Annotated in this window: 16 protein-coding genes and 2 pseudogenes; 6 read left to right on the top strand and 12 right to left on the bottom strand. The window is 62.0% G+C overall.

Going from position 1 to position 16686, the window contains the following annotated elements:
- Window positions 1–144: 144 nt before the first annotated feature.
- Window positions 145–558, bottom strand: coding sequence for an alpha/beta hydrolase (locus ACAX43_RS27325; RefSeq protein ID WP_370711514.1), 414 nt, complete (start codon window positions 556–558; stop codon window positions 145–147).
- Window positions 559–855: 297 nt separating this feature from the next.
- On the opposite strand from ACAX43_RS27325, the pseudogene ACAX43_RS27320 reads away from it, so the two are divergent.
- Window positions 856–1203, top strand: a pseudogene (locus ACAX43_RS27320) (aldehyde dehydrogenase family protein); the annotation flags it as partial.
- Between the two features lie 126 nt (window positions 1204–1329).
- On the opposite strand, the gene ACAX43_RS27315 reads toward ACAX43_RS27320, so the two are convergent.
- Genes ACAX43_RS27315 through ACAX43_RS27295 form a run of 5 tightly spaced genes read right to left on the bottom strand, consistent with a single transcriptional unit; the run spans window position 1330 to window position 6123 of the window.
- The gene (locus tag ACAX43_RS27315; protein WP_370711513.1) at window positions 1330–2343 is read right to left on the bottom strand and encodes a proline racemase family protein; all 1014 of its coding nucleotides are present in this window, start codon (window positions 2341–2343) and stop codon (window positions 1330–1332) included.
- A gap of 33 nt (window positions 2344–2376) precedes the next feature.
- Window positions 2377–3165 carry an ABC transporter permease gene (locus ACAX43_RS27310; RefSeq protein ID WP_370711512.1) on the bottom strand — a complete coding sequence of 263 codons (789 nt, stop codon included), beginning with the start codon at window positions 3163–3165 and terminating at the stop codon, window positions 2377–2379.
- Window positions 3162–4004, bottom strand: coding sequence for an ABC transporter permease (locus ACAX43_RS27305; RefSeq protein WP_370711511.1), 843 nt, complete (start codon window positions 4002–4004; stop codon window positions 3162–3164). The genes ACAX43_RS27310 and ACAX43_RS27305 overlap by 4 nt, the downstream gene beginning before the upstream one ends.
- Entirely contained in the window at window positions 4001–5059 is a 1059-nt protein-coding gene (locus ACAX43_RS27300; protein ID WP_370711510.1) for an ABC transporter ATP-binding protein, read from the bottom strand. The genes ACAX43_RS27305 and ACAX43_RS27300 overlap by 4 nt, the downstream gene beginning before the upstream one ends.
- Window positions 5060–5073: 14 nt before the next feature.
- Window positions 5074–6123, bottom strand: coding sequence for an ABC transporter substrate-binding protein (locus ACAX43_RS27295; protein WP_370711509.1), 1050 nt, complete (start codon window positions 6121–6123; stop codon window positions 5074–5076).
- 101 nt (window positions 6124–6224) lie between these two features.
- Here ACAX43_RS27295 and ACAX43_RS27290 point away from each other — a divergent pair, with 101 nt between their 5' ends.
- The 3 genes and pseudogenes from ACAX43_RS27290 to ACAX43_RS27280 all read left to right on the top strand — a co-directional run.
- Window positions 6225–6578: a hypothetical protein gene (locus ACAX43_RS27290; RefSeq protein WP_370711508.1), complete on the top strand. Its 354-nt coding sequence runs from the start codon at window positions 6225–6227 to the stop codon at window positions 6576–6578.
- Between the two features lie 38 nt (window positions 6579–6616).
- The gene (locus ACAX43_RS27285) at window positions 6617–7279 is read left to right on the top strand and encodes a GlxA family transcriptional regulator (protein WP_370711507.1); all 663 of its coding nucleotides are present in this window, start codon (window positions 6617–6619) and stop codon (window positions 7277–7279) included.
- A gap of 367 nt (window positions 7280–7646) precedes the next feature.
- Window positions 7647–8225 (top strand): annotated as a pseudogene (locus ACAX43_RS27280) (LysR substrate-binding domain-containing protein); the annotation flags it as partial.
- 43 nt (window positions 8226–8268) lie between these two features.
- Here ACAX43_RS27280 and add read toward each other — a convergent pair.
- On the bottom strand, window positions 8269–9366 hold the full coding sequence (gene add / locus ACAX43_RS27275; protein ID WP_370711506.1) for an adenosine deaminase: 1098 nt from the start codon (window positions 9364–9366) through the stop codon (window positions 8269–8271).
- 116 nt (window positions 9367–9482) lie between these two features.
- Complete coding sequence (locus ACAX43_RS27270) at window positions 9483–10829, bottom strand: NCS2 family permease (protein WP_370711505.1); 1347 nt, start codon at window positions 10827–10829, stop codon at window positions 9483–9485.
- An 83-nt stretch (window positions 10830–10912) separates the two neighbouring features.
- Between ACAX43_RS27270 and ACAX43_RS27265 the strand changes: the two genes are divergently transcribed.
- Complete coding sequence (locus tag ACAX43_RS27265; protein WP_370711504.1) at window positions 10913–11839, top strand: LysR family transcriptional regulator; 927 nt, start codon at window positions 10913–10915, stop codon at window positions 11837–11839.
- 65 nt (window positions 11840–11904) lie between these two features.
- Here the strand turns inward: ACAX43_RS27265 and ACAX43_RS27260 are convergent, their stop codons facing one another.
- Window positions 11905–13023: a nucleoside hydrolase gene (locus tag ACAX43_RS27260; protein ID WP_370711503.1), complete on the bottom strand. Its 1119-nt coding sequence runs from the start codon at window positions 13021–13023 to the stop codon at window positions 11905–11907.
- A gap of 2 nt (window positions 13024–13025) precedes the next feature.
- Window positions 13026–14135 carry a porin gene (locus ACAX43_RS27255; protein ID WP_370711502.1) on the bottom strand — a complete coding sequence of 370 codons (1110 nt, stop codon included), beginning with the start codon at window positions 14133–14135 and terminating at the stop codon, window positions 13026–13028.
- A gap of 274 nt (window positions 14136–14409) precedes the next feature.
- Between ACAX43_RS27255 and ACAX43_RS27250 the strand changes: the two genes are divergently transcribed.
- A complete protein-coding gene (locus ACAX43_RS27250; protein ID WP_370711501.1) occupies window positions 14410–15063 on the top strand; it encodes a Tar ligand binding domain-containing protein in 654 nt (217 codons plus the stop codon).
- A gap of 380 nt (window positions 15064–15443) precedes the next feature.
- Here the strand turns inward: ACAX43_RS27250 and ACAX43_RS27245 are convergent, their stop codons facing one another.
- Together ACAX43_RS27245 and ACAX43_RS27240 are read right to left on the bottom strand one after the other, a co-directional pair.
- Window positions 15444–16232: a LysR substrate-binding domain-containing protein gene (locus tag ACAX43_RS27245; RefSeq protein WP_370711500.1), complete on the bottom strand. Its 789-nt coding sequence runs from the start codon at window positions 16230–16232 to the stop codon at window positions 15444–15446.
- Window positions 16233–16275: 43 nt separating this feature from the next.
- A complete protein-coding gene (locus tag ACAX43_RS27240; protein WP_370711499.1) occupies window positions 16276–16443 on the bottom strand; it encodes a LysR family transcriptional regulator in 168 nt (55 codons plus the stop codon).
- Window positions 16444–16686 lie beyond the last annotated feature (243 nt).

Below are 16686 nucleotides of genomic sequence, written 5' to 3'. Positions count from 1 at the left end.
CGTGCGTTTCGTTGACAGATCCAGACCAAGGCCAAGTTGTGCCATCACCCACCCCTTAAATTCTCCTGCTCCCAGGATAGTCCACGCTCACGTCAATGCCAGGACTTTTGCAGACTTTCCTTAGCATGTCTGCCATTTCTTCTGTCAAGCCGAGGGGGTATTGATGCTCGTGTGAACCAAGGGCGTCAGGTCGAATATTCCGGAGGCGAGAACCGTTCCTCGCACCAGACTGCGCGCGTGCGCGCCACGTTGCAGGAGCATCGCGGTCATCGCGGCCAGATGTGCACCCGCAGAGCTGCCTGCCAGAACGATGCGAGTCGGATCGAAGCCGAGCGAGGAGCCCTGTGAATGCAGCCATTCAACCGAGCGAGCGCATTGACGAACGATGTCGCCGATGCTGGCCCGAGGTGCAAGTTCGTAATTAACGGCACAAAAGGAAATGTTCTGTTCAATGAAACCGGCCGCAGGGAAACTGGAGTCTTCTTTCGACAATTCTTGCCGATAGCCGCCGTGAAAGAAGACGACAAGGGAAGAGTCGGGCGAGGCGACAGGGAACAAGTCGAGACACTCTGCCTTCGATGGCCTATACGACAGATCTCCCATACAGTGAAGATGCCCCCGCGTACGCTCGCTGCGAGACCGGTACTCGTCTATGAAAGATCTGTATTGCCCACCGGTACAAGAACTGAGTGAGTACTCGCGTTCACTCAAGGCGGTGGAGCAGCTTGACGCGATTGGGGATGTCGACCTGATATTCTGAACTGGAATGCGTCGAGCCGAATATTTGAATATCCAAAGTAACTTCTCATTGCTTAGACTCCTGCTGAACGGTCATATTCAGCAGGAGACATTTGGATCTACGAACCAATCAGCATCTCGCTTCAAGCGCGGTTTTTGCGCCACTACATCAATGGCGAATTTCTGGCGAGCGCTACGACATTTCCGAACGTCAGCCTTGCCGACGGCACCGTACTCGCCCAGGTCTGCGAAGCCGACGCCGCCACAGTCGACGCCGCCGTGCGCGCAGCTACCGCCGCGCAACGCGCGGGCTGACGCAACACGAAGCCTGCCGAACGCGCCGACTGGCTGGATGAGATCGCCGACGGCATTCAGGCACGCGTCGACGATTTCGTCGCCGCTGAGGTCGCCGATATCGGCCGTCCGATCGAGCAAGCCCGCAGACTCGACATCGCCCGTGGTCTCCAGGCATGAAACAGGGACAAAGGGCTGGCCGGCAGCCTTGACAGCGGACTGATGGGCCGCATGCCGATCGGCCAGAGTGCGGGCATCAGTGAAGCGAGCAGTGTGCCCGCCGCTCGCTTCACTGACTTAGCGCACCACGAAGCCCGCGCCGACCTCATCTTTCCGGTCGAGCATCCAGCGTGCCGTGCCGAGAATGCTGGCCGTACCCTTCACGGTCGGACGCACGGCGCGCGTGCCGTTCAGGTCGACCTCGCCGAGCAGGCAGCCTTCGAACGTGCCGCTGCCCAGCAACCCCTCGGACAGGATCGGCTGGTTCAGTTTGAGTTTGCCGCGCGCCTCGAACATCGCCATCATCGCGCTGGTACCGGTGCCCCCCGGCGAACGGTCGAGCTGGCCCGCGCTGAACACGTGGACGTTCTTGTAGAATGCGCCTTCGATCGTCGGCGAGTGCCAGAAGGTGATGAAATTCAGATTGTTGATATGCGCTTCAGTCGGATGCTGGATGCGCATCTGCTCGTTGATCTGGTCGCGCACGAGCAGGCCAAGGCGCGACAGTTCGCTGCCGTTCTCGGGCGCGATCCGCAGCGCGCAGCCCGACAGATCTACGATGCCGAAATAGTTGCCGCCCCAGACGAGATCGGCCTTCAGATCGCCATAGCCCGGCAGGTGCACGGGAATGTCCTGCGCGGCCACATAGGCCGGTACATTCTCGAAACGCGTCCACAGCACCTCGTCGCCCTCTGAAGCCACTTCGGCGACCACAAGACCCGCGGTCGTTTCGAAACGAATCCGCGTGACGCCATTGTCGCTGCGCGGCACAAGGCCCAACGCCACCATCGTCATGCCGACCGCGATCGTGCCGTGACCGCACATGTGCGAATATTCAGTGCCGTCGATGTAAATCAGACCCGCGTCGAATTCCTTACTCGACGGCGGCGTCAGGAACACACCAAACATGTCCTTGTGCCCGCGCGGCTCGCACATAAGCGCCTTGCGCAGCCAGTCATAGTTCGTCTCAAGAAAGGCGCGCTTTTCCAGGATCGTCGATCCCGGCGGATAGGGAATGCCGCTATGCACGATGCAAAGGGGCTCCCCTTCGGTGTGGGTGTAAATAACATCGAACGCGTCCTGCTTACGCATGGTTGAAGCTCCTCGTTGAAAAGTGAGTGAGGGTTAGCTGCGGTCGGACAGCATGTCCAGGCCGATCGTCAAATCGAGAATCGTGATCACCACGATCGCCACCACGATGGTCGCGCCCGATACGGCGGCGATCGTCGGATCGATCGTGTACTGCACGTAGTTGAAAAGCTTGACCGGTATCGTGTTGAGGTCGGCCGTCGTGTTGAAGATCGACAGCTCGACGTTGATCCACGACGAGATGAACGCAAAGATCGATCCCGTCACGATGCCCGAACGGATTCGCGGCAACACGACCAGAAAGAACGTGGTCCACGGATTGGCGCCGAGGTCATAAGACGCCTCCTCGAGCGCGCGTTGTTCGGGGGTCATCATCGACATAACGGAACGCAGCACGAACGGCGAGACGATCACCGTATGGCCGATCAATAGCGAAGCAAAACTGCGCGTGAGTCCGAAGTAACCGCCGAACTGCAACAGGGCCGCGCCGAGCACGATGTGCGGCAGCACGAGCGGTGCCATCAGCGCGGCCGTCAACGCGCGCTTGCCCGGAAACGGGTAACGCGCGAAGGCCAGCGCCGCGGGCACGGTAAGAACCAGCGCCGCGGCCGTGGCCGCCAGCGCCAGCAACGTGCTTGTCGAGAACGCCGCGACGTAGCTCGGGTCGGACAGCATCACCTGGTACCAGTGCAAGGTGAGGCCGCGCGGCGGAAACGCGAGGAATTGCGACGCCGTCAGGGAACTGCCGAGAATGACCACAAGCGGCAGCACCAGATAGGCGAGCACGATCCACGAGACAACACGAATCGACATTCGGGCGATCATCGCGCCCTCCCGCGAATCTCACCGACCCGGCCTGCGAGCGCGACCATAACGAGCGTAAAGACGAGCAGCACGATACTGAGCGCGCCGCCGTAATTGAAATCGAACGTCGCGCTGTACTGCTGGAAGATCAACATCGACAGGACTGTGACGCGGCCGCCCGACAACAGCGCCGGCGTCACATAGGCGCTGACCGCGAGCGTGAAAACCATGATCGCGCCGGCCACCACACCGGGTAAGGTCAGCGGCCACGTGACATAGCGGAAGGTCTCGAGCGGACTCGCGCCAAGATCCGCCGAAGCCTGCTCGACTGCGGGATCGACTTGTGCAAGCGCATTGCCGACCGCCAGCACGACGAACGGCAGCAGCACATAGACCATGCCGATCAGAATGCCGAGTTCGGTGCCGAGGAGGCGCACCGGACGCTCAACCGCGTCGGTGGCAAGGAGCGTCTGATTGACGAGCCCGTTGCGGCCCAGCAGAACCATCCAGCCGAACGAGCGGACGATATTGCTCGTCAGCATCGGCACCACGAGCGGGATCACGCAGATCCGCCGCCACGGTCCCCAGCGGACCACCCGCACGAGATACCAGGCGAGCGGATAGCCGAGCAGCAGGCAGGCCAGCGTGCTCAGGCAGGCGAGACGGAAGGTGACGAGATTGACGCCCCAGTGATACTGGTCGGCCAGCACGCGCACATAGTTGACGAGCGAGACGCCGTGCGTTTCGGGGCTGGTGAAGCTGGCCAGCAGCACCACGGCGAGCGGCGCAAGAAAGAACGCCGCGAAAAACGCCATCGGCGCAGCCATCATGACCAACGGCGTGACGACGGGGCGATTCATGCCGGCTCCCCGATCAGATGCAGGTCGGACGGATCGAAACCGAAACGCACCGGGCCTCCCGTTCGCGTTGCCGCCGCCGGCAGCCCCATCACGCGGGCAACGACATGCTGGCCGTCGACATTGGCGTGAAGCATCGTGTGACTGCCGACACTCACCACGTCGACCAGCACGCCCGAGACGCAGCACAGTGACGCATCGTCATGGCCCGCGTTGTCGAGCACCCGCAGTTGCTCGGGCCGCAGGACCGCAACGCCCTTCGACGGCGCGCCGGCACACGCGAAACGGGCGGTCGCGCCCGGCAATGCCAGCGAAATCGCACCACTGGCCGCGGTAAAGTCGATCAGGTTGGCCTCACCGATGAACTCCGTGACAAAGCGCGTGGCAGGCGCGCGATAGATGTCCGTGCCGGTGCCGATCTGTTCGATCCGCCCCGCGTTCATCACGACGATCCGGTCGGCCATCGTCATCGCCTCCTCCTGATCGTGCGTGACGAACACAAACGCAATGCCGAGCTTTGCCTGCAGATGCTTGAGTTCGAGCTGCATGCGTTTGCGCAACTTCATGTCGAGTGCGGACAGCGGCTCATCGAGCAGCAGCAGCTTCGGCTGGTTGACTACCGCGCGCGCCAGCGCCACACGCTGCTGCTGCCCGCCCGACATCTCACGCGGATAGCGTTCCGCGAGCGATGCCAGGCCGACCAGTTCAAGCGCCGCTCTGGCGCGTTCGCTCGCCTCGCGGCGCGACGCGCCCCGCCGTCGCGGACCGTAGGCCACGTTCTCGAGCACGGTCATATGCGGGAACAGCGCGTAGTTCTGGAACACCGTGTTCAGGGGACGCCGGTACGGCGGCAAACCGGTGACATCTTCGATCACGATACGGCCGCTGTCAGGCGCTAGGAAGCCCGCGATCAAGCGCAGCAACGTGGTCTTGCCGCAGCCGCTCGGTCCGAGCAGCGCGATGAATTCTCCCTGGCGGATGTCCAGGTGAATCCGCTCGAGCGCGGTGTATCCGCCAAAGCGCTTGCACACGGCATCGAGAGTCAGAAGGGCTGGCATCGCTTGCACCTGGTTCATTGCTTGGTGGCCACCTGGCGGTTCCACGCAGCCGTGATCTCGCCACGGCGCGCGTTGAGGACGCTCCAGTCGAACAGCTTCAGGCTGTCGACCGAACCGTTGGCGCCCCCAGGCAGCTTGCGCGCCACGTCGGGGGGAAGCTTGACGCCTGCCACGGCCGGACCGAGATACAGCTTCGTGGCCAGACACGTCGCCGCCTCCGGCGTCAGCGCGGCGTTGATGAACTTCTCCGCCGCCGCCTTGTTGCGCGAGCCCTTCACGAGATGCAGGCGGGCGTCGGTCGCCCATGCCCCCTCCTTCGGCACGACAAAGCCGATTGGCGCGCCCTTGTCGATCAGGTCCCACGCGCCGACGTTGAAGAACGCGCCAATCGTCGCTTCACCGCTCTGGAAGGCGTTCGTCGCGGCGCCCGAGCTGTCGTAGAAGAGCGCCGTATCGAGGGATGCGAGCTTCGCGTAGACGGGATCGAGATGAGCCGGGTCGACGCCCCAGACCTGAGCGAGGAACACCACAAACGGGATCCCGGCGGAGTTGGCCGGCGACGGCACCGTCACCGCGCCCGCATACGCGGGATTCCAGAGGTCCTTCCAGCTCGTCGGCGGTTTGACCGACCGGGTGTTGTAGGCCAGTCCCAGCGAGTAGTAGCCGGAGCCGACCGCGTAGGTCGTATTGCCGTTGCGATAAACGGCCTTGGCGATGACCTGCTTGAGATTCGGAATCGCCGCGCTATCGAGGTTGTCGAGCACACCTGCCTGATAGGCCAGCTCGCTGATGCCGCCATCCATCCACGCGACGTCGATGGTGGGTGCCGCCTTCTGCTGCTGCAACTTGGCGAGCGTCGTAGTCGAAGTGCCGAGTTCCGGCGTCACGGCGATCCCGGTTACCTTCGTGAAAGGCTCGGCCACGCAACTGCGAAAGGCGTCGCCCCAGTTGCCGCCATACATGGCGACCGTCAGTCGTGGCGCCTGCGCGGCGGCGCCCAGTGAAACCATCGTGCAGGCGAGCGCAATGGCCGCCTTGATCGTGTTGCGCGTTCCGTGTCCCATGTCGTCCCCAGGTTTGGCTTGTCGTGACCACGCCTGTATCTTGCGCGTCGCACGGCACCGCCAGCTTGCAAGTCACGGCCAATTAATTGAATAATTGCGTCATGCCGAATCCGCCCAACGCCGACGCTGAAACCCGCGCCACGCCTGCCGCCGCGGCCATGCAGGAAACGGGTAAACCCGAGCTTTCGATTGGTTTCATTCTGCTGCACCAATTCACACTGGCCGCGTTCGCGGGGCTGGTCGACGTGCTGCGTCTGGCTGCGGATCACGGCGGCCGTAGCCGGCAGATTCACGCTCGCTGGCGGGTCATGAGCATGGACGGTTTGCCGCGCACCTCGAGCGCGGGCGTGACGCTCGCGGTCGGCGGCGGATTGCCGGACGACCCGGCGGAGTTCGACTACATCGCGGTCTGCGGTGGCAACGACTACCCCAATACCTATTGCCGCCGCTGCTAGCCGACTGGTTGCGGCAGGCGAGCGCAAGCCGCGTCCGCATGCTAGGCATCTGCACCGGCACATTCGCGCTCGCGCAAGCGGGACTGATTGGATCGCGTGTTGTCTGCGTACACTGGAATGTGCTCGACGCGTTTCGCGCGCGTTTTCCGCAGGCGCCCGCTGTCGTCGATCACCTGTTCGTGGATGAAGGAGACCTGATCACCTGCGCTGGCTCAACCGCAGCCATCGATCTCGGTCTATATCTTGTTGCCCGTCATTGCGGCCGGGGCAAGGCGCAGCAGGTTGTGCGCCATATGATGCTGCAAGGCATGCGCCCAGCGAAATTGCCGCAGGCGCACTTCTACGCCGACCTCACACATATCGCCGATATCCGCGTGCGTCAGGCGGCCCATTTCGTCGAGCAGCGCATCGACAATCCGCCTACGCTCGACGCCATTGCGCGCTATGTGGGCGTCGGCAGACGGCAACTGGAGCGCGCGTTTCATGACGCGCTTGGCCTCTCGCCGATGGCGTTCCTGCGCTCGCTGCGGCTCGAATATGGCAGTTGGCTATTGCTCAATAATCCGCGCAGCATCACCCAGATCGCGCTCGATTGCGGCTTCTCCGACGGCGCGCATTTCTCGCGGGATTTCCGTGCACGCTTCGGCGTCTCGCCGCGCGAGTTTAAACGGAAGTCGGCAGACGGCGCGATGCCGCCGTAGCCGCGTGCTCTTTAAGCAGCTTTCTGGCAAGAACGCGCGCAACGTGCGTGTGAGTTGAGTAGATCTCATCGTCCACGGCGATCTCCCTTCTATTTACCAAACTCACGAAACTAGATCTGGATCTGCGTACCGATTTCGATCACGCGATTGGGCGGGATGTTGAAGTATAGTAAGCGCGATTTCTAGTGCACACGGTTTCTCGCAGGCTGAAGGCGCAGCATGTGTCCACCAAAATAGGTGGGCACCTATGCTCCTCGCTCATGCCGCCAGCCGGTAGACGTCGAATACGGACCGCTTACCTTTGGTGTCGTCGAAAGCGCGTATCTCGACCTGATCAGAATCAGGAACCAGTTCGCACCGCATATCCGGTTCATCCGACGACGTCGCGCTCGGGCCGCTGCCTACGGTGCTGGCAGCGTTTCGCAACGCGCATCCCGACGTCGAACTGGAAATCACGATCGGTATGACCGGAAAGCTGTATGAATTGCTGGACGCCGGCTCGATCGATCTACTGGTAGGTCAGCGGCGTCTCGGCGACCGGCGCGGCGTGCCGCTTTTCACGGGGCGGCTGGAGTGGCTGGCACGCACCGGCACGCTGGTCGATCTCAGCCAGCCGTTGCCGCTGATTCTGGTCGCCGAGCCGAGCGTGACGCGTGCCGTGGTGCTCGATGCACTCGCCGAAGCCGGTTTCAGCTGGCAGGGGGTCCGCACGAGCAGCAGTCCCGCGGGCTGTATTGCGGCCGCGCGCGGTGGACTCGACATAACGGTTCGTCCGCAGTATCTCGCCGCGCGTGGCCTGGCGCCGCCGCTAAACGCGGCCAGTCTGCCGACGCTGCCCTCGGTGGAATTCATCGCGCTGGCCGCCAAACGACTGAGCCGTCCGGCGGGCGCGTTGCTGCAATTGCTGCACGACAGCGATTTGCGCGGGTCGTGGATTGGTGAATGAAACCGCGCGAGAGTGGGGGGCGCGGCCCGAGGCGCTGTCCCACTTAAGCGGGTAAGGCCGCCGCCAACACATCGAACTCCGCGCTCCACGCCGCGCGCCATGCGTATCGCGTCGCTTCGTCAATCCATGCGCCGTCGATACCGTTCAGCATGAACTGCCGCAACTCGGCGATGCTGAAGCCGAAGTGGCTGACCATCAATTGCCATGCTTCGCTTGGCGTCACTTTGTGCAGCGTCGGATCGTCGGTGTTCGGGTGAATTTTCAGGCCCAGGCCCGGCATGCGCCGCATCGGATGCTGTTCGGCCCAAACTTCCGGGGCGAGCGTGCGCAAATAGTAGGAGTTGGTCGGCACCACGGTGAACACGATGCCGCGCTCCGCATATTGAGCCGCCAATTGCGGGTTGTCGACGATCGTATAGCCATGATCGATCCGGTCGCATTGCAGCAGGTCGACGGCCGTCTCGACATTGCGCCACGGCATACCGAATTCGCCCGCATGCGCGGTGGTTTTGAAGCCTGCGTTACGCGCATTGCGGTATGCCTTCCAGAACAACTCAGGCGGCCTGTCGTTCTCGCGGTAGTCTATGCCGAGGCCCGCCACTTCCTCTGCTCGATGCGCGCACATCCATTCGACCAGCGCGACCGCTTCGTCGGGATCGGCTTCGCGGTCGATGCTCGGGATCAGTCGTGCGCTGATGCCGAAGTCGCGCGCGGCGTCGCGAATCGCGGTGACGATGGCCGCTTGCGCATCCGCATAGGGAATCTTCGAGACGCGCACAGTACCGGTAGGATTCCAGAAGAATTCACTATGACGCACCTGGTGCGCGGCGGCATCGGCGAGATATTCGTAGGCGATACGATGCAGGTCGTCTGCATGCGTGAGCAGATGCTCGTCGAGCGCGCGTAGCACACGCAGCACGCCGACGGGCTTTTCGCCGCGGGTATAGAACGCGTCGATCTCTTCGCGCTCGATCGGCGCGTTGCTTTTTTCGGCGAGCGCGATGAACGTCTCGTGACGCACCGCGCCTAGCAGGTGGCAATGCAACTCGACCTTCGGCAGGGCGGTGAAGAAGGCGCGATGCGCGTCGGTGAGCGTAATGCCGAGGCGCGATGCGGGCACATTGCCCAATGTCTCTTTCATGTCGGTATGTTTTTAGGTAGTGCGTAAAACTCGACGCAAACTCAGTTTAGTACGAGTGCAGGATGAAAACGTGCAACTGCGTTAGGTAACCAGGTGGGGTAACCAAGGTGAAGAACTCAATGCGGCCTGACCACGGTATAGAAGTAATAGCCGAGCGGCACGGCCAGCACATAGAGGCCCCACGGTACTTCACGGAACCGTCCGGCGAGCAGCTTGACGAGGACATAGCAGAGCAGGCCGCCCGCGATGCCGGTGCCGAAACTGTTCGACATCAGCGTGAGCAGCACCATCGAAAGAACGGGCAGCGAGTCGCTGAAGTCGTCGAAATGCGTATGGCGAATCGTGCTGAACATCGACAGCCCGATCAGGATCAGCGCCGGGGCAGTCGCTTCTTTGGGAATGGCCAGAGCGAGCGGCACGAACAACAGCATCAGTGCGAACATCGCGGCCGCGGCGAGCGAGGAGAGGCCGGTGCGCCCACCCGCTTCAACGCCTGCCGCCGATTCCACCAGCGCGGTGAGCGCCGGAATGCCGAACACCGGACCGAGCGTCGCGGCAATCGAATCGACGAGAAACGGACGGTTGATGTTCGGCAGATTCGCGTTTTCGTCGAGCAAGTCCGCTTTGGCGCCGACTGCGAGCGTGGTGCCGAGCGTCGAGAAAAACTCCGCCGCGAAGAACACGAACAGATACGGAATCGCGGCCACACTCAAGGCGCTCGCAATGTCGAGCTTGAACGCGATCGGCGCGATGCCATGCGGCCACGACAGAAACGACGCGGGCATATGCGTGACGCCGAGCGGCACACCGGCGCCGGCCGCAATCAGGATCGCCCACAAAATCGCGCCGGGCACGCGGCGGCCTTGCAGCACGACAGCCGCGCCGAGGCCGATCAATGCCACCAGGGTGCCGGGCCGCGAAAAATCGCCGAGCGCGAGTGCATTGGTCTTCGCGTTGGCGATCACCATCCCGGCGTTACGGAAGCCGAGCACAGCAATGAACAACCCGATCGAGGCCCCGAGCCCGAGCTTGATCTGCGCTGGAATCAAGCGCACCACGAGGCTGCGCGCACCCACCAGGGTCAGGATCAGGAACAGTACACCGGACACGAACGCAATGCCCAGGCCCGTTTGCCATGCGACGTGCTCGCCTGCAAGCGTAATGCCGAGAATCACCGAACCGCCGATGCCGGGTCCCACCAGAAACGGCAGATTTGCATACAGCGCCATCAACACTGTGCTCAGCACGAACACGAGAATCGTCGCGGTAGTCGCCGCGCCGCGATCCATCCCGCCCGCCGACAACAGCGACGGAATCACCACCAGCAAATAGGCGGCCGCGAGAAACGACGTGATGCCGGCGATCGTTTCGATACGCGCGCTGGTCTTGTGCTCAGCGAGCGCGAAACGCCGTTCGAGCCAGCCGCCACGCGTGACGTGTGCCGGGTTGTTGGTCTTCGGCATTGAAGATTCGTTATTGATCAATTGGTTCATCCTGTAAGCACGCCATTTATACTGCTGCGCATTGTGTCGATGCACTGCTCTCCATGACCGACCGTTCGTCCCTGCTGCCCGCGCTCACGCTGCGGCAAATCCAGTACTTCGTCACGCTTGCGCATGCACGCAGTTTCACGCAGGCTGCGCAATCGCTCGCCTTGACGCAGCCCGCGCTGACGGCGGCGATCCGGCAGATCGAGTTCCTGCTCGGCGGCCCGCTGTTCGCGCGCTCCGCGCATCGACTGACGCTTACACATGCGGGCGCCAGCGTCCTGCCGCTCGCTGAGCGCCTGCTCAATCAGGCGCGCGGCACCTTCGACGATATGGCGAGCACCTTCGCCGAACGCGTGCAGACGGTGCGCATCGGGCTGATTCCGTCGGCTGCGGCGCGCCTGTTGCCCGCGCTTACCTCGTTGCGCGCACAACAACCATCGCTGCGCTTCACGCTGAACGACATGCCGAACACCGCCTTGATCGATGCCGTGCGCCAGGGCGCGGCCGATTTCGGCGTCGGTGTGCACGAGCCCGATGCAGCCGAGACGGAGAACGACGGCGAAGCCGCATTGCGCTACCACGATCTGTTCGAGGATCAGATCGTGGTGGTGGTGCGGCGCGACGACCCGCTCGCGCAGAAGAAAAGCCTTGCGTGGGCAAAGCTGGTTGGCCGCGATCTGGCGGTGTTCGTGCGCGGCAGCGTCAGCGATGCGTTGCAGCGCACCGGCGGGGCCGAAGGTCTGCAACTGACGGTCGCGTACCGCGTCGAGTACACCGAGCCTTTGTACGAACTCGTACGCAACCGTCTGGCGATTGCGGTGCTGCCCAGTCTCTACACCATGCATCTGCACGACACGGAACTGGTCGCGTTGCGCCTCGACAAGCCGCGCGTCACCCGTTCGATCGCACTGATTTCGCTCGCCGGCGACGATCGCGGCCCGCACGTGCGTGCTTGCCGCGAGTGGATCGCCGCGCATATCTGACGACGCAAGGCGCACTGTATGCTTGGCCGTTGTCGAGCCCTTTACGGGTTCAAGGGTTTGCCGACTCACGGCAGCGTGGCGAGCCGTGCGCGCAAGGCGGCATAAAAACCGTCCGCGTCGACTTCGGTGATCCAGGTCGCGTTCGGCTTACGGCCGCTGTGTCCGCTCCAATCCACCACGGTTTCACCGAGCGTCCATTCGCCGACTGTCTCGATCATCACGTTAACCTCGCGTCCTTTGAATAGCGACGGCTCGATCAGGTAGCCGGTCGCGCAGGGGTCGTACATCGGCGCTTCTTCGACGCCCCGGCGTCCCTTCTGATACGCGACTTCCGCGGCCATGATGTCGGCGGCCATCGTGCCGCAGCGATTGCCGAGCGCGCGAATCGGCGCGATCCGTGCCGGCGTGATCGGCGCTTTCACAGCGACGTCGCGCGGCAGCACGACGATCGGCACACCGCTCGCAAACACGACTTGCGCGGCCTGCGGGTCGACGTAGATATTGAATTCGGCCGCGGGCGTGATGTTGCCGCGTTCGAAGAAGGCGCCACCCATCAGCACGATTTCGCGGATGCCGTTGCGGATCTCCGGCGCTTCCGTGAACGCGGTGGCGAGGTTGGTCAACGGCCCGAGCGCGCACAGCGTCACGCTATGCGGCGGTGCGGCGCGCAAGGTGTCGATCAGGAAGGCGACCGCGTGTTGCGGCGCGAGAGGCGCGAGCGGTTCATGCAGCGGCACGCCTTCGAGGCCGGTCTTGCCGTGCACGTTGGCGGCCGTGATCAGTTCGCGCGTGAGCGGGCGCGGGCAGCCGGCATAGACCGGCAGCGATTGCGTACGCTCGGCCCAGTCACGCACGATGCGCGCGTTGCGTTCGGTGAGGTTGAGCGGCACGTTGCCCGCGACCGTCGTGATCGCGCGCACGTCGAGCCGGTCGCTCGCGCCGAGGGCGAACAGGATCGCAATCGCGTCATCCTGACCGGGATCGCAATCGATGATCACGCTGCGGCGCGCGCCGCTTTGCAAAGCGGAAGCGCTCGAAGAGGACGTGCCACTTGCCGCGCTAGCCACGCCGGCAACACCTGAAGCGGCGGCCAGCATCGGCCACGCCGATGCACCCGCAGCCAGTCCCATGGCCGTGCGCAAAAACGCGCGCCGGTCCCGCGTCGGATCTAAAGAGTTCATCATCGTCAGAACACGTGACGCATGCCGACCGTCGCGATCATTTGACGGATGCCGGTGGATTGAGCGTAGGCAAAAATCTGCGCGTGTTGCGCGTCGCCCGCGGCTTGCTGCGCGATCACCGTCAGCGCGACGTCGGTGCGTTTCGACAGGTAATAGTCGGCTTGCAGATTGACCTGATGCCATTTGGGGCTCGTGTTGATCACATCGTATTTGCCGTCCGTGAAGGCGTACGCTGCGCCGAGAATGAACGCAGGGCTCACGTGGTAGTTCAGGTTCAGGTTGTAGTTCTGCAAGTGCAGATGCGAACCGTCGAGATAATCGTAGCGGACATCGGTGAAGAGCGCTGCAAATTGCGCGGGGCCGACCGTATAGAAGCCACCCGTGCCGAAGATGCGCTGCTTGCTTGCATACGCAGCCGGATGCAGCGCGCTCTTCGCGAAGATCAGTAGCGACGACGCGTAGTCGTTCGAAATCGCACCGTCCGGATTGGTCGCGCTAAACGGGTTGTTGTACTGCGCGTAGACCACGCTCCACTTCAACGGGCCGTTCTCGTAGCCAGCACCGAAGCTGTACGCATTGTTGTTGGCGAAACCGGTGGCGTTGCTGAAACCGTACTCGGCTGTGGCCTTCAGGCCGCGATAGTCGGGCGTCACGTACTTCACCGCGTTTTGCACGCGGATGTCGTTGTAGCCGTTGTCGTTGTCGCCGATGTTCACGCCGTTGCTCGCGATGATCACCGGGCCGACGTAGTCGTGCACCGTGTCGTACTGACGGCCGAAGGTCAACGTACCGAATTGCTTGCTGGCAAGCCCGACAAACGCCTGCCGGCCGAATTCGCGGCCGTTTTGCGACGCGGTGCCGGTCATCACGTTAAAGCCGTTTTCCAGCTGGAAGATTGCGGTCGTGCCGCCGCCCAGATCTTCGACGCCCTTCAGACCCCAGCGCGGATTTTGGTTGGTCCCCGAGAGTGCCTGCCACGCGTTCTTGCCGCCCTGATTCGTCGCATAGCCGACACCCGCCGAAATCAGGCCATACAGCGTCACGCTGCTTTGCGCATGGGCGGCGCTGGAAAGCGCGCCGGCAATCGCGAGAGGGGCGAACTTAAGTAGTTTCATCGTGGTCCAGTAGCGGGAAAGGGGGCGCCGAGCATGGGGCGCATTCGAACTGGGCTCGACTATACGAAGTCGTCAGCTATAAAAATAATGTTGTTTTTTTATAGTTCAATAAATTAAATCTATTTAATGAGACCTCCATCGACCACGAAACATGGATTGGGGGCCTGTTACGCGTTTACCGTGCCTCGCGAATTTAATTTTTTCACGTACACGAATCGCTCTACTTTCCATATACGGTTACATGTTCCACATAAGGAACAAACCTACAAAAACCATGATGACCAAGAACCTGACCATCAATCTAAGGATTGCGATCACCATCGCCTTTCTCGGCCTACTGCTGATTGCCATCGGCACTCGGTATCCTCGGGGTGACGAAATTAACGAGGTGCAGCGCGACGTTTCCACGGTGCATTTCGCTTCGGTCGTGGCCCTTGGCAAATCCGGCACGGCGATGTCACGCACGCGCTTCGGGCTCGAGTGGGCGATGAGCAATCCGCATTCGCCGCAACTGGGCGCGCAACTCGACCGCGCCCGCATGCTGCTCGCCGATTCCGACAAGTGGTGGAACAGCTTCCGCGATCTGCCGAAAACCCCGGAACTTCAACGTCTCACCGACGATCTCGACGCAAAGCACACTGCTGTGCGGCGCGACGGCATCGACAAGCTGGTTGATGCCATCCGCACGGGCAACGCGAGCTGGATGGACGAAAGCCGTGCGAACCGTCTGATCGGCCTTTATACGTCGATGAATACGAGCCAAAGCGCGCTGGAGGACTATCTGAGCCAGCAGGCGAGCGATGCGAACGAGCGCTCGGCCACGCTCTTTCACACACTCCTGGTTGCGTGTATCGGCAGCATTCTGGTGGGGCTGACGGTGGCGTTCATCAGCTGGCGCACGTTACGCCGCTCGATCAGGGGCCACTGAACGACGCGTTGCGCCGCCATCTAAAAGCGGTTTTACACCGCCGCTAACAACGGCTGCCGCCATCATAAGCCGGTTGCGCTCAGCGCAACTTAACGGGCACGAACCGCACGTCAATCAGAAGTGCAGTCCTCATCCGACTGCCGACCCAGAGGGACAGCGACATTGCAGCCTTGCTACCAGCATCGATGGCAGCCGGCCTGCGATCGAGGCATACCGGGCACCGCTTTCGGTGATTCACGTTCCGGCTGGCAGGGGTCGGCGAGGAAGTGACGAGAGCGCATCAGGCCTTCGTGGTTCACCGAGGAGACAGGTTTTAGCGCCGCGATGACTTTATCGACCGGCGTGCCGGTCCCTGGTGGTGCAAGGGAAGGCTCGATCAGCTAGAGGCCTTCCTGCCAGATCGCCGAGACCACGCTGGCGCATTTTTCTACCGCCGATTTGAAGTGCTCAATGGCGATCCGGCTTTTTTGCTCAATTCCTGAAGACGAAGTTTGAATGCAGACGAGAACGCGGACGTTCCATCGCCGATCTTCGTTATTGCCACGAGTGGCCCCAACGAGACATTGAGCGCGAACGGTACGGTCGCGAGAGCGAAAGCTTCTGCGACGCGAAGTCCGGTGCATTCCGAAATCAATGCGAGGGTGTCGGTTCGGCTGACCAGTCCAAAGTTCAAAGCGTAGCTTTGTGAGGACACTATTTGAGGGACGGTGCCCCACCGCGTCGCGGGCCATGTGCTCGACCTGCATCCTCAGGAGACTGGGAGGCGCGGCAAGAATCCATGGGTATTCAATCAGGTCTTCCAGATTTACGGTTTCGCCAGCGAGCACGGGATGCCCACGTCGGCAGACAAATCGCGGAGTATCTTGTTGCAAGATATCGACTACGTAATTATCCCGTCCGTAGATCGCTGGCAAACGGCCAATCACGATATCCAGTGCGCCGGCGTCGAGGTCTGCGATAAGACGGTCCATGGGCGCCTCGCTAATCGACAGGCTCACTCGCGGGCAGTCATCGCGGAACTCGGCAATACATAGGGTCAAGGTGTCCCACCAGGCCAGTGGACCGAAAATGCCGACGTTGAATTGACCCGCTTCGCCTCGAAGGACGGCGGCAAGTTCGGCGGTCGCCCGCTGGATGGTGGTCGCGATTGCTTTCCCATGGCGAATCAATACGTGACCGGCTACAGTCGGTTTAGCGCCGAGTGCATCACGTTCAATCAGTTGAGCAACCCACCGTCTCCTCCAGCTCGGCAATCGACTTCGACACGGCTGATTGCCCGATATTCAATGAATCGGCGGCTTTCTGCATGCTGCCGAAGCGGGCAACGGCAAGGAGAATCGAGAAGTGGCGGAGTTTAAGGCGACTGACGAGGTTCTTCATTTGTTCATCGAAATGGGTAAGCCAAGGTCGGGCCTCATCCGGCCGACAGCACGCGCTAGCTCATCGTCGGTCGTCACACTAGAAGGGATGGCCTGAAGGATATTGATATGACTTTGCGTGTCAATCGCGAAATTGGTTTCCAGGTTGTATCGACGCATGAATTTCCTGAGGGCGGCGCAGCAGTAAGTCTCGACGGTGGATCACACTGACATCCGCGGGTTGGATACCGCATTACAGAGGTCC

The sequence above is a fragment of the Paraburkholderia sp. IW21 genome, assembly GCF_041321145.1.
In the GTDB taxonomy this organism is placed as follows: Bacteria; Pseudomonadota; Gammaproteobacteria; order Burkholderiales; family Burkholderiaceae; genus Paraburkholderia.
The sequence above is the reverse complement of the archived record's forward strand: the minus strand, read 5'-3'. Positions and strand labels throughout refer to the sequence as shown.

Excerpts from the sequence above, each read along its gene's own strand:
- ACAX43_RS27270 (WP_370711505.1), bottom strand. The coding sequence starts at position 10,829 with ATGCCGAAGACCAACAACCCGGCACACGTCACGCGTGGCGGCTGGCTC.
- ACAX43_RS27310 (WP_370711512.1), bottom strand. The coding sequence starts at position 3,165 with ATGATCGCCCGAATGTCGATTCGTGTTGTCTCGTGGATCGTGCTCGCC.
- ACAX43_RS27240 (WP_370711499.1), bottom strand. The coding sequence starts at position 16,443 with ATGAAGAACCTCGTCAGTCGCCTTAAACTCCGCCACTTCTCGATTCTC.
- ACAX43_RS27255 (WP_370711502.1), bottom strand. The coding sequence starts at position 14,135 with ATGAAACTACTTAAGTTCGCCCCTCTCGCGATTGCCGGCGCGCTTTCC.
- ACAX43_RS27260 (WP_370711503.1), bottom strand. The coding sequence starts at position 13,023 with ATGATGAACTCTTTAGATCCGACGCGGGACCGGCGCGCGTTTTTGCGC.
- add (WP_370711506.1), bottom strand. The coding sequence starts at position 9,366 with ATGAAAGAGACATTGGGCAATGTGCCCGCATCGCGCCTCGGCATTACG.
- ACAX43_RS27300 (WP_370711510.1), bottom strand. The coding sequence starts at position 5,059 with ATGCCAGCCCTTCTGACTCTCGATGCCGTGTGCAAGCGCTTTGGCGGA.
- ACAX43_RS27305 (WP_370711511.1), bottom strand. The coding sequence starts at position 4,004 with ATGAATCGCCCCGTCGTCACGCCGTTGGTCATGATGGCTGCGCCGATG.
- ACAX43_RS27250 (WP_370711501.1), top strand. The coding sequence starts at position 14,410 with ATGATGACCAAGAACCTGACCATCAATCTAAGGATTGCGATCACCATC.
- ACAX43_RS27265 (WP_370711504.1), top strand. The coding sequence starts at position 10,913 with ATGACCGACCGTTCGTCCCTGCTGCCCGCGCTCACGCTGCGGCAAATC.
- ACAX43_RS27295 (WP_370711509.1), bottom strand. The coding sequence starts at position 6,123 with ATGGGACACGGAACGCGCAACACGATCAAGGCGGCCATTGCGCTCGCC.
- ACAX43_RS27315 (WP_370711513.1), bottom strand. The coding sequence starts at position 2,343 with ATGCGTAAGCAGGACGCGTTCGATGTTATTTACACCCACACCGAAGGG.
- ACAX43_RS27285 (WP_370711507.1), top strand. The coding sequence starts at position 6,617 with ATGCTAGGCATCTGCACCGGCACATTCGCGCTCGCGCAAGCGGGACTG.
- ACAX43_RS27290 (WP_370711508.1), top strand. The coding sequence starts at position 6,225 with ATGCCGAATCCGCCCAACGCCGACGCTGAAACCCGCGCCACGCCTGCC.